The following is a 12,493-nucleotide window of genomic DNA, read 5'->3' on the forward strand; positions in this document are numbered from 1 at the left end:
AAAAATAATATTTTTTTTCCTCTAACATGAATAATATCAAAACAGCAACTCCAAAAGAATAAGTATACGAAAGAACCCAAATAAAGTATGCTGAAATTAATGAAACTATTATGATGCTGAGAAATGCAAAAAATAATGTCTGTAATTCCTTAATCAGATAATTCTTCTCCTCTGTTTCTATACTTTTTTTATGGAGATAAAGAACTTTGTCTTGAAATTCAAGACATTTTATCTGATATTATAGTTGAAAAAATTCCCTAAAAAATTATTCCAGACAAACTTTACTAAAAAATCAATGTTTTTTTTGGATTCTTTTGGGAGCAATTTTCACACGGATTTTAAATCTTTTCTGTGATTTAGACTTGTTTTGCATTTAATCATTTATTTTCCTATTAAATATATAAAAAATTTCTACACCTTCAAAGTATTTGAACAAAAATTAATATTTCCATTTGTACACTTAAATTCAAACTAGCATTATTTGAAAAAAACATTGAACCCAATTCCTAAAACATAATCCAAATCATTGCTTTTTCCTTATTTTTTTAGTATTTTCGTGATTATAATGCTTTTATTTAGAAGATGGTTTACGATTTAGAATTAGAAAATAAAGAAATCCTCGCAAGATATAAAGACCTGATTTCCAACACCTATCGAACGCTTGACGAAAACAATAACAAACTTATCAGAAAAGCCTTTGATATAGCTTTGGATGCGCACAAAGATCAAAGAAGAAAATCCGGAGAACCCTATATCTATCATCCTATTGCCGTTGCAAAAATTGTTGCAGAAGAAATTGGTTTGGGTGCTACTTCCATTGCATGTGCTCTTTTGCATGACGTAATTGAAGATTCTGAATACACTTATGAAGATCTGAAAAAAATGTTCGGCGAAAAAATAGCCAATATTGTGAACGGTCTTACGAAAATTTCGATTATGAATCACCAAAACATCTCGATTCAATCGGAAAACTATAGAAAGCTACTTCTTACTCTTTCGGAAGATTTCAGGGTAATTCTCATCAAAATTGCAGATCGTCTTCATAATATGCGTACTCTGGACAGTATGGCTCCGGATAAGCAGAAAAAAATTGCTTCAGAAACCGTTTACATTTATGCTCCTCTTGCTCATAGACTTGGGCTTTATAATATTAAATCCGAGCTTGAAGATCTTTCGATGAAATTCAACAATCCGGAAGTTTACAATGAAATTGTAACAAAACTGGAGCTAGCAAAAGAACAACGGGAAAAATACGTTGAAGAATTTAAGAAAGAAGTTTCTGAACAACTAAAAGAAGAAGGGCTTAATTTCACCATAAAAGGTCGTGCAAAAGCTATTTCTTCCATTTATCGAAAGATGCTGAAACAGGGAGTTTCTTTTGAAGAAGTTTTTGATAATTATGCCATTCGTATCATCTACAAATCAGATGCAAAAAACGAAAAATTCTTGGCTTGGAAAATATATTCCATTGTAACCGATCTATATCACAGCAATCCTTCCCGAATGCGTGACTGGATTACACAACCACGAGCTACCGGATATGAAAGTCTGCATTTAACAGTTCTTGGTCCCGACAAAAAATGGATCGAAGTCCAAATCCGTTCCGAAAGAATGGATGATATTGCAGAAAAAGGTGTTGCTGCACACTATAAATATAAAGAAGGATATAGACAGAGTAGCGACGATAAAAATTTTGAAGTCTGGGTAAAAGAAATCCGTGAAGTTTTAGAACATCAACAAAATCTTTCCACGACAGAACTTTTAGACAATATTAAATTAAATCTCTATTCCAAAGAAGTTTTCATATTCACTCCAAAAGGTGAAATTAAAATTCTACCAGTAAATTCCACTGCGCTGGATTTTGCATTTTCCGTGCACACCGATTTGGGAATGAAATGTCTTGGTGCAAAAGTGAATGGCAGACTAGTCCCTATTTCTTATGCTCTACAAAATGGCGATCAGGTAGATATTCTTTCTTCTCAAAACCAAAAACCCAAAACTGATTGGCTGGATTTTGTGGTAACCTCCAAAGCAAAATCTAAGATTAAAAACTATCTGAATTCTGAAAAAAACAATTTGGTAGCAGAAGGAAGAGAAATTCTTCAAAGAAAACTTCGCCATGCCAAATTAACCTACAATGATGAGGAAATCAATAAGATGCAAAAGTTTTTCAATCTCAAAACTTCTCAAGAGCTTTTCCTTGGTTTTCAGGACGGAACGTATGATGCAGGTGATATCCGAAAATATGTAGAAAGTAAAAACGTTTTCAATAATCTTATTTCCAGATTCCGAAAATCGCCAACTAAAAACACTGCTTTTGAAGAAACTCCGGAAACCAATCTGGATATGATCGTTTTTGGAAAAGATGAAGAAAAACTCAACTATTCTTATGCTAAATGTTGTACCGTGATTCCGGGAGACAAAATTTTTGGCTTTATCACTATTTCTGACGGAATAAAAGTACATAATGATAACTGTCCGAATGCTATTAATCTCCGTGCACAATATGATTATCGGGTAATTGCTGCAAAATGGGTAAATGCGGAAAGTTTCAAAAACAGGGTAAAAATACAGATTGAAGGTCTGGACAGATTAGGAATGATCAATGATATTACCCAAGTAATTTCCAACTCCATGAATATGGACATGAAAAGTATGTCAATAGCTTCCAATGACGGAATTTTTACCGGAACTATCAACCTTGAAGTTAAAAATAAGGTACAGCTTGAAGAAACCTTTAAACAGCTTAAAAATATAAATGGTGTCTCCAAAGTATTAAGACTTCAAAAATGATTCTGACTCAATATTTTAAAAAATTTTTTCACAGCAGTCAATTTTCCGGGGTCATTTTGATTTTCTGTGTAATCATCTCTTTATTTATTGCCAATTCTTTTTGGGGAAATTCTTTTCAGAATATTCTTAACTATCAGGTTGGTTCGGAAAATCTTCATTTAAAATATTCAGTTTCTACCTGGATCAATGACGGATTGATGGCAATTTTCTTCCTTCTTGTCGGTTTAGAAATCAAACGTGAATTGTTGGAAGGCGAACTTTCCAGTTTCAGGCGTGCTTCATTGCCTATTGTTGCTGCAATTGGCGGAATGATTATCCCGGCTGTAATTTTCGGATGCTTAAATAGCAATACAGAATATTCCAAAGGTTGGGCAATTCCGATGGCTACAGATATTGCTTTTTCTCTTGCTGTCATTTCGCTTCTCGGAAAAAAAGTTCCTACCTCGTTAAAAGTCTTTCTTACAGCTCTTGCTATTGTAGATGATTTGGGAGCTATCATTATAATTGCCATTTTTTACACCAGCGAAATTCACTGGAATTATCTCGGATATTGTGCTTTGATAGTTATTTTGCTTTCAATCCTGAATTTTTTTAATGTCAAAAAACATATTTATTATTTGATTCCCGGATTTTTTCTTTGGTTTTTCATGCATCATTCCGGAATTCATGCTACAATCGCAGGTGTATTACTGGCTTTTACCATTCCTACCAACGTCTCAAGATCCGAAATTTCTCCATTAGAAAAACTTGAACAAGGACTGCACAAACCCGTCAATTTTTTCATCATGCCTGTTTTTGCACTTGCCAATACCAACATTATTCTGAAATCTGATCTTTCAGGTACATTTTCTTCTACTTTAGGTTTGGGAATTATTTTGGGGCTTTTTTTAGGAAAAGTTTTGGGAATTAATATGTTTTCTTTTCTTGCCGTAAAATTAAGGATCAGCCAGCTTCCTAAAAAAAGCAACTGGACGCAAATGATCGGCATTGGTTTTCTTGCAGGAATTGGCTTTACTATGTCTATTTTTATTGCTTTGCTTTCGTTTCGGAACTCCATTGAAATTCAGGATGAAGCAAAACTTGCCATTATTGTATCGTCTGTTTTATCGGGAACAACAGGATTTTTAATTTTAAAATTTTTTACTAAAAATAAACTATAGCCCTGTTTATTTTTTCTTTTTTAAATCAGCAAAATCATGCTCAATTTCATCGGCCATCATTTTCTCTATCCGTATTTTTTTGATGGCGAGATTCAGCTCATTTCCCAAAAGCATGAGGATAATATTAATATTCACCCAAACCATTACGATAATAATAGAGCCAATTGAACCATAAAATACATTATATCGGGCAAAATTGGTGAGATAAATCGCAAAAAAATATGTAAGCAAAATAAAAAGTACCGTAGTAAGAATTGCACCGGGAACTGCTTGTTTCCATTTTGTAATTTTCAAACAGCCTACCCAATAAAAAAGACTTAAAAGAATAAAATAAAAAAAAGGAAATGAAAAATACCCAATAATCTTTGTAAGATTATCTACAAACCACGAAATATTATATTTTGGCGTAAATAATTTAAGAACAACTTCACTGTAATAGATTCCCAAAATTGTAAGAACAATCAAAACAATGAAAGCAATAGTAATCGCAATGGAAACAACATATTCTTTAAAAAAATTTCTTTTGAGATCTGTATTAGCGTTAAAGCCATTAATCAGTGAATGTGTTCCGTTTGTTCCAAAAATCAAAGCCAGAATAATGGAAAGGTTATTCACTCCTTTCAGATTCGGGATAATGTAGTTTTGGATATATCCTGTAACATCTTTTAGAATATTAGCAGGCAAAATATTCGGCATCAAAACTTCAAAAATATAAAACTGAAGTTTATCATAATGCGGAAGATAGGGCAATAATGAAAGCATAAAAAGGATGAACGGGAACAAACTCAGAAAAAATGCCCATGAAATAGAGGCTGCCTGTTTCCCAATCTGATTTCCGAATACACCTTTTCCGTAGATTCCGAACATTTTCCACAAAGAAATTCCCAAAAAAGGAATGTGTATATTATCCAGAAAATTCTTAATTTTTATCAGAAATTTAGGAACTCGTAGCACCATTCATCTATATTTGCAAAGCAAAGATAATGAAATGAAACTGAAGGTTACATGTGACCTTTAAAAATCTTATTGTAAAATCCACATGAAAATCAATTTACTCTGCATAGGAAAAACTGACGACAAGGAAATCAAAAATCTGATTATCTATTATCAAAATCGTTTACCAAAACACTGGAATTTTGAACTGATAGAAATTCCGGATGTGAAAAATGCACGAAATCTTTCCCCCGAATTATTAAAAAAAGAAGAAGCAAAACTTTTTCTCAACCATATCGAAAATTCGGATCATAATGTTCTTCTGGATGAGAAAGGAAAACAATTTACCAGTCGTGAATTTGCCTCAAAAATTGACAATTGGCAAAATACTTCCGTGAAAAAAGTAAATTTTCTGATTGGCGGAGCGTATGGTTTTGCAGAAGAAATATATACTAAAGCCAATGAAAAGCTATCGCTTTCCCAAATGACATTTACACATCAGATGATCCGTCTGTTTTTTGTGGAACAAATCTATCGCGCTGACCAGATTTTGCAGGGAAAACCTTATCATAATGATTGAAAATTATTCACATTTAGCTATCAAATCTTTTATTTTATTTTTATCAAAGCCTAAAGATATTGCCTTATTCAGATTTTCGCATGCTTCACTTTTTTTGTCGGTTTCAAAAAGTATTTCAGCTTTAGTAATGTAAGATGTTGAATATTTTTTATCCTTTGATATTGCATTATTTATATCCAAAAGTGCTTCATCATATTTTTTCATTTTGAAATAAACATCTGCTCTATTGTTTAGCAAATAGGCTTCTTTCTTTTTAGAAATCAATTGATTATAACAATTCAAAGTTCCTTCTAAATCTCCTTTTTTGGTTTTAATCCTTGCTGCTTCAAATAAAGCTTTTCTGTTATTTGGTGATAACTTAAAAACAGTCTCAATATCTTTTTCTGCTAATTCAATTTTATCCGATTTCCTATAAATGCCTGCTCTAAAAAGGTAAATATCACTATTTTCTTTATCCAATTCTATCGCTTTTGTGTACATTTCTAATGACTTTTTTGGAACTTCTAATTCTTCATAAACAATTCCCAAATTAATGTAAACAAATACAAATTGAGTATCTAACTCTATTGCTTTTTCGAAATACTTAATTGCATCAGCATATTTTTCCATCCTTCTATAAATAACACCCATATTTGAATAAAGTTTAGGCAGTTTTTTTATTTCGTTTTCAACTTTAATTGCTTTAAGCCCATAGATTTCTGCACAAGCATAATCTTCTTTTACATAGCAATCATTACTTAGACTCAAATAATCTTGTGAAAAACTATAGTTTAAAAAAAAGAAAAAGAAAAAGAAAAAGAAATTTTTATTCATTGTTAATTCTTTTATTAACATTTAAGCTCAAGGTACTAAAAAATCCACCCAACAGAAAACCGACCATTGCTCCAAATAAAACATCCAAAGGAAAATGCACTCCTAAATATATTCTGCTATAGGAAACAAATGCCGCCCAGAAAAATATAAGAAATGGAAGAAATCGGTATCTTTTCTTTAGCATAAAACTCATAAAAGTGGCAATGAAAAACGTATTGGAAGCGTGCGCAGAATAAAACCCAAACTGTCCGCCACATTGTACTTCCCGCATCAAATGGTCTAATGAAGGATCATGACAAGGACGCAAACGTGCTATTCCAAATTTAAAAATTTGTGAAATCTGATCCGAAACGGTAACTCCGATTGCAACAAAAATAAGGATGAAAATAAGGGATTTCAGTTTATAGTTTTTGTACAGCAAATACAAAAAAATAATATACAACGGAATCCACACCCATTTTCCTGAAACCATAATCCAAAATTGGTCAAAAGGTGCGCTTCCCAAATTATTGAGAAAAAGAAACACTTCTTTATCTTCCTGAATCAGTTCGTGCATATTATCTGCTTACTGGTCCTTCGTAGTTTTCGTCTTCGGAAGGTTTTACAGTCGGAATTTCAGGTTTAGAATTTGTAGAAAGAAGATCATCTTTCAAGGAATTGATAGGATTAGCATCTTTTGCCGCTTCCTTTACTTTTTCAATTTCTTTCTTGATTTCGGAAACAGGATTATCAGTTTCTTTCAGAATTTCGGTTTTAATATCTTCCACTGCGCCACGCATTTTTCTCACGCCTTGTCCCAATTCACGGGCAATCTGCGGAAGTTTATCCGGGCCAAAAAGAACAATGATCACGACTGCAATCATCAGCATTTCTCCAATACTCAATTCCATGTTTGCAAAATTACAAAGATTATGATAAGCAGAATCAGATTTTAGTCATAAATTTTTCATAATCTTAAAATTAGTTTTTGCCAAGAATTGCAATATCTTCTACCAACTGTTCCATATCCGTTTGTAAAGTACCGTTATAAATCCCTCTCAATTTTTTGTTTTTGTCTACCAAAATAATATGTTCCGTATGAAGGAATTTGGTGCTGTCTTTCGTGTATCCCAAATCTTCTTCTGCAAAATACGATTGACGGGCAAGTTTATAAATTTCGCCCTTTTTCCCTGTTAAAAAATGCCAGTTCGGGTTTTTAATTTTATTGGAAATTTCAAAATTTTTGAGCTTTTCAGGAGTATCTATCCATGGTGTGACGGAAAAAGAAAGCATGACTACATTTGGATTTTTACTGTAAACATTGCTGACCAAACCAAGATTTTTAATCATAATTGGGCATATATTTCCACATGATGTAAAAATAAAACTTGCTACATGAATTTTTCCTTCTATATCTTTATCCGTAATGTTTTTTTTATTCTGATCAATAAATGAGAAAGGTGAAATTGTATGTGTAATTTGGATTCCCGCTTCTTTTTTTGATATAAAATGAGGACTAAAATCCGGTGTGTTATAATACGGAAGCTCAATATTCTCCTGCTTTTTACAGGAAAATATTATTAAAAAGAAAATGATGCTAGAAAATACTATCCTTAACATTTACACAATTTTTTGTTCCTAAAAGTCCGTAACGTTTTCCATTTTTCATAACGTAATTGGATCTTATTTTTCCATTATCATAGAATTGTTTTTGGCTTCCTTCTTCATATCCAAGATTGTAATGCATTTCTTTTACTAAAAATCCTGCCCGATTCCATTCTTTGTATATTCCATGATTTTCTCCTTTGTAAAAAGAACATTCTAATTTTGGTTTTCCATTTTCCCACCATTCTTTTAATGTTCCGATTTTTGAGCCTTTTTCAAAATATCTTTGTTGGCGCAATTTTTTGTTGGCAAAAAATTGTTTCCATACTCCATGTTCCTTTCCATCTTGGAAACTCATTATTTCCAAAGTATCTTTTTTATTGGGAAATAACGTATAAATTATTCCGGTAAAAGGTTTGTCGTGATTAACCAATATGCCATTTCTATTTTCTAAAAATAAATTTTCAGAATTATAATATTTCGATTTTTCCTCTTTTTCAGAAGATTGACAAGAAAAGATAAGTATAAAGAATAAGAAACTAATAACTAACCGTACCTGCTGTTCCGTAAAAACCATTTCCATTAATATAAGGATCTGTATCAGTGATATGATAATGATAAATACCATTCGGATAATCCGCAGTTGCAGAAATATGGCCGTGATATTCATCCAAAGAACTATTGCTTACAACAGCCCCATTTTCTTCTGGACCATAAACAGGAAAACCATCCAGCAAAAATCCTAAAAGAGCAGATTTTGAAGTTTTTACAGTTGTAAGATATTTTGGTTCTACGTGATAATGGTAATCTCCACCTTGTGCAGGATGACCCCACCATTGGTCAAAAGAAACTATTTCACCGGAAAGTGGCTGATTTGGACCTGCATATTGATTAAAAAAAGGAACTCCGTTCAAAGACACACCAATCGGGCCTAAAGGTGTTGCAGCATGTGTAGAAGCAACGGCAGGATTTACCGGAATTTTAAAAGTATAATTTTTAGAAGAAATACTGTTTGGATTTTTTGAAAAAGTATGTCCTCCAAAAGTAGTTCCTGAAAAATTTTCATATAAACTGTTACTTGTCGGGTAATATACACTTTTATGATCTGGAGAACCTATGGTTTTTATATAAACATACGTTCCATCTGAGGTAATACTTGATGCCCCGTAAATTTTTTTATAAATAGCCGGAACTTCTGCAGTATTGGTATTATCATTATTTGAATCGTTGTCATCACTTCCACAACCAATAAATAAGCCTATCATCAATACGCTTATTAGCATTTTAGTAATTTCCATAGAACAAATTATTTCTTATCAAATGTATAAAAAATAATCAGTATTATTAGTTTTATCCTAAAATTCTTTACAGTTACTTAAACATTAAAAAAAATTATTTTTTTCTGAAATTGATATACACAAAAACAATACTCGTAATCATTAATAAACTTGCCAGAAAAAACGGTGCACCGGGAAAAATAAAAGGTGCTTCATCATGAGTAAAATAAAAAAATAAATTGGTCATTAACGGAGGACCAACAATGGAAGTAGCACTCATCAAACTTGTTAATGCTCCTTGCAATTCACCTTGTTCATTCGCAGGAACATTCCCCGAAATAATAGACTGCAAAGCAGGGCCGCAAATTCCGCCTAAACAATACGGAATCAAAAATACAAACATCATCCAACTCTGTGTTGCAAAAGCAAACAGCAACATTCCGAATGCATACAACGCCAATCCGAAATATATACTTTTTTCGTTTCCGATTTTCGGATTGATCCATCTGATCAATAATCCCTGAACCAAACCAACCAAAGCACCCACAACTCCAAGAGAAATTCCGACCATTTTTTCGTCCCAATCGAATCTATACATCGTGAAAAAACTCCAGTTACTTTGTACAGCATGTCCGGCTATATAGATCAAAATCAGAGAAATGACCAATCCTGAAATTTCCGGATGCTTTCGTAATAAATTTAAAGATCCAACTGGATTTGCCCGTTTCCAATCAAATTCTCGACGATTTTCTTTTGATAAACTTTCCGGAAGGATAAATAATCCATATAAGAAATTCAGTAAACATAAAGCTGCAGCCGCATAAAAAGGAACTCTGGAACCATAATGTCCTAAAACTCCACCAATAACGGGACCAATAATAAAACCTAAACCAAAAGCTGCTCCAATAAGTCCAAAATTTTTAGCACGGTCTTCATCTGTAGAAACATCTGCAATATAAGCACTTGCAGTCGTTACACTTGCTCCGGTAATTCCGGCAACAATTCTACCGATAAAAAGCCACCAAATATTTGGAGAAAGTGCAAGAAAAATATAATCTATGGCAAAACCAAGAAGCGAAATCAGAATTATAGGTCTTCTTCCGAATTTATCACTCAGATTTCCTACCAAAGGCGAAAAAATAAATTGAAAAAAAGCATACGCAAAACTCAGCCAACCTCCATATTTTGCAGCTTCGCTAACGTCTGCATGGATCAGTTCTTCAATTAATTTAGGAATAACCGGAATGATAATTCCCCAACCTGTAATATCAATAAGAAGCGTAATGAAAATAAAACCAATAGCCGCAGATTTTTTTGATTTCTCCATGTCTACAAAGATAATCGAATTACCGGCTTAGATATTCAAATTTATTTGAAAAAATATTCTTTACTTTTCAATGAAAAATTTTACATTTTCTATCGGTCTTCCAATCATTGCGACAGAGCCTTTTATCAGAATAGGTCTTTGTATAAGAGATGGATTTTCTGCAAGAATGTTAATCCATTCTTCTTCTGATAAATTTTTATCTTTAAAATTAGAAAGATAAAGCGTTTCATTTTGCCGAACTATATCCAAAGGTTCTGCTCCTAGTTTTTTCAATAACGTTTTGATTTCCGTTTTAGACAAAGGATCTTTTACAATATCAATAATTTCAAACTGAACGTTGTTTTCATCCAAGTATTCCAAAATAGCTCTGGATTTGGAACAATTGTTATTATGTAAGACTTTGATCATTTTACTAAGAATTTGATTTGCATTATTTTGAAAATGTTATTTTCAAAATACAATGTATATATATGCATCAATTTTTATTCCTTTCCTGACTAAAAGAGACCATGAAGCTCAGCTTCAATTTTTTCCAAAATGTATCCGAAATCCTGAGGTTTTTCCACAAAATCTAAATCGTCTACTTCGATCACCAAGAGTTTGCCCTCATCATAGTTGGATATCCATTTTTCATATTTTTGGTTCAGCTTGGAGAGATATTCGATACTAATGGAAGTTTCGTATTCACGACCTCTTTTGTAGATTTTTTTCACCAAATTCGGAACATCAGATTTTAAATATATCAATAAATCCGGAGCAGAAACAAAATCTTTCATCAATTGAAAAACTGAAAAATAATTGTTAAAATCTCTTTCAGAAAGCAATTTCATGTCGAATAAATTTTCTGCAAAAATATGAGCGTCTTCATAAATTGTTCTATCCTGAATAATATTCCTGCCACTTTCACGGATTTCTTTCACCTGACGGAAACGGCTTCCCAAAAAATAAATCTGAAGTGCAAAGCTCCATTTGCTCATATCTGCATAAAAATCTCCCAAATAAGGATTTTCATCTACGTCTTCAAATTGCGCTTCCCAACCATAGTGTTTAGAAAGCATTGTGGTAAGAGTGGTTTTTCCGGCTCCGATATTTCCTGTGATGGCGATGTGCATGAATTTCTGTTATAATTGTGATGTATAAAAGATAAATGAGAATATCAGAATTTTTAATACACTGAAAATCAATTATCAGTCATCGTTCATCAATAATCATTTATGGTGTGTAAATATAGAGTTTACCTGCTTTCAATTCAAAATATGAGGAAGAGTTTTTATCCACAATCTGTGAATTTCTTTTATCAAAAACCATTTCCAGCTCGGAAGGAAAACGGAATTTCTGAATTTTACTCTGAGAGATCACAAAAATATTTTCATTTTCACGATAGAGTTTTTTGGGATTTTCTACAGCAAATTCCTTTAGCTTTTCACCTTTGAAATTATATACTGAGAAAAAATCTTTGGTAATGGTGTACAAATTATTTTCAAAAACAAGCATCGCAATAATTTCCCCGAAATCAAAATTGAACGGATAAGAATTAATCATCACATCTTGTCTGTAGTTGTATTGAATTAATCTTTTAGTGCTTTCATCCAAAAGCCAGATCTGCTGAAGATCTTCAGTATAAGCGGCTTTTACAAATCCAAATTTTTGACGAAAATCTATTTTTTGTATTTCGTTCAGGTTTTGATCCAGCAATTTCAATTCTTGTGCATTTTCTGAAAAAAGAATAATATTAAGCGGATTCTGTACACTTTGAACACGAAACGGAACCGTCATCATCACTCTACCCAGCGATTTTCCGGAGGAATTATACTTTGTAAAACTGAAATCCTTGTCTTTATAGAGGTAGATATTTCCGTAATCGTCTGCAAAAAAATCCTGTGTTTCCTTTAATTTCAGAGAATCAAAAGGAAAATTTTTCTGTGCAGAAAGCAAACAGAAAAGAAACAGAAAAATAAAACGCAAGATTTTCATTTCATAAAAATAAAAAAAGATGTGGGAATCCACATCTTTAAAACAGATTTTA

14 protein-coding genes are annotated in these 12,493 nt (G+C 32.4%); 3 read left to right on the plus strand and 11 right to left on the minus strand.

The annotated features are described in order from the left end of the window. Window positions 1-582 precede the first annotated feature (582 nt). Both AC2A1C_RS08480 and nhaA read left to right on the plus strand, forming a co-directional pair. Window positions 583-2,793, plus strand: coding sequence for a RelA/SpoT family protein (locus AC2A1C_RS08480; protein ID WP_484025246.1), 2,211 nt, complete (start codon window positions 583-585; stop codon window positions 2,791-2,793). Then, window positions 2,790-3,953 (plus strand): Na+/H+ antiporter NhaA, encoded by a 1,164-nt coding sequence (gene nhaA, locus AC2A1C_RS08485; protein ID WP_484025248.1) that lies wholly within the window; start codon window positions 2,790-2,792, stop codon window positions 3,951-3,953. The genes AC2A1C_RS08480 and nhaA overlap by 4 nt, the downstream gene beginning before the upstream one ends. Before the next feature lie 6 nt (window positions 3,954-3,959). On the opposite strand, the gene AC2A1C_RS08490 is transcribed toward nhaA, so the two are convergent. After that, a complete protein-coding gene (locus AC2A1C_RS08490) occupies window positions 3,960-4,910 on the minus strand; it encodes a YihY/virulence factor BrkB family protein (RefSeq protein WP_484025250.1) in 951 nt (316 codons plus the stop codon). A gap of 82 nt (window positions 4,911-4,992) precedes the next feature. Here AC2A1C_RS08490 and AC2A1C_RS08495 point away from each other — a divergent pair, with 82 nt between their 5' ends. Beyond that, window positions 4,993-5,466, plus strand: coding sequence for a 23S rRNA (pseudouridine(1915)-N(3))-methyltransferase RlmH (locus AC2A1C_RS08495; RefSeq protein WP_484025252.1), 474 nt, complete (start codon window positions 4,993-4,995; stop codon window positions 5,464-5,466). 3 nt (window positions 5,467-5,469) lie between these two features. On the opposite strand, the gene AC2A1C_RS08500 is transcribed toward AC2A1C_RS08495, so the two are convergent. The 10 genes from AC2A1C_RS08500 to AC2A1C_RS08545 all read right to left on the minus strand — a co-directional run bounded on the left by AC2A1C_RS08500 (window position 5,470) and on the right by AC2A1C_RS08545 (window position 12,441). After that, window positions 5,470-6,213, minus strand: a complete 744-nt coding sequence (locus tag AC2A1C_RS08500; protein WP_484025254.1) for a tetratricopeptide repeat protein — start codon at window positions 6,211-6,213, stop codon at window positions 5,470-5,472. Window positions 6,214-6,271: 58 nt separating this feature from the next. Beyond that, window positions 6,272-6,835, minus strand: coding sequence for a phosphatase PAP2 family protein (locus AC2A1C_RS08505; RefSeq protein ID WP_484025256.1), 564 nt, complete (start codon window positions 6,833-6,835; stop codon window positions 6,272-6,274). Window position 6,836: 1 nt separating this feature from the next. Then, window positions 6,837-7,169 carry a Sec-independent protein translocase subunit TatA/TatB gene (locus AC2A1C_RS08510; protein ID WP_484025257.1) on the minus strand — a complete coding sequence of 111 codons (333 nt, stop codon included), beginning with the start codon at window positions 7,167-7,169 and terminating at the stop codon, window positions 6,837-6,839. A 70-nt stretch (window positions 7,170-7,239) separates the two neighbouring features. Further along, window positions 7,240-7,878 carry an SCO family protein gene (locus AC2A1C_RS08515; protein WP_484025259.1) on the minus strand — a complete coding sequence of 213 codons (639 nt, stop codon included), beginning with the start codon at window positions 7,876-7,878 and terminating at the stop codon, window positions 7,240-7,242. Further along, entirely contained in the window at window positions 7,856-8,446 is a 591-nt protein-coding gene (locus AC2A1C_RS08520; RefSeq protein ID WP_484025261.1) for a toxin-antitoxin system YwqK family antitoxin, read from the minus strand. Before AC2A1C_RS08520 ends, AC2A1C_RS08515 begins: the two co-directional genes overlap by 23 nt. Further along, entirely contained in the window at window positions 8,403-9,161 is a 759-nt protein-coding gene (locus AC2A1C_RS08525; RefSeq protein ID WP_484025263.1) for a YHYH protein, read from the minus strand. The genes AC2A1C_RS08520 and AC2A1C_RS08525 overlap by 44 nt, the downstream gene beginning before the upstream one ends. 94 nt (window positions 9,162-9,255) lie before the next feature. Continuing rightward, entirely contained in the window at window positions 9,256-10,467 is a 1,212-nt protein-coding gene (locus AC2A1C_RS08530) for a TCR/Tet family MFS transporter (RefSeq protein ID WP_484025265.1), read from the minus strand. Between the two features lie 60 nt (window positions 10,468-10,527). Further along, window positions 10,528-10,875, minus strand: coding sequence for an ArsC/Spx/MgsR family protein (locus tag AC2A1C_RS08535; protein ID WP_484025267.1), 348 nt, complete (start codon window positions 10,873-10,875; stop codon window positions 10,528-10,530). Between the two features lie 89 nt (window positions 10,876-10,964). Continuing rightward, complete coding sequence (locus tag AC2A1C_RS08540) at window positions 10,965-11,579, minus strand: deoxynucleoside kinase (RefSeq protein WP_484025269.1); 615 nt, start codon at window positions 11,577-11,579, stop codon at window positions 10,965-10,967. 100 nt (window positions 11,580-11,679) lie between these two features. Continuing rightward, entirely contained in the window at window positions 11,680-12,441 is a 762-nt protein-coding gene (locus AC2A1C_RS08545; protein WP_484025271.1) for a hypothetical protein, read from the minus strand. Window positions 12,442-12,493 lie beyond the last annotated feature (52 nt).

The organism is Chryseobacterium sp. HNCC26DJ241 (genome assembly GCF_057180505.1).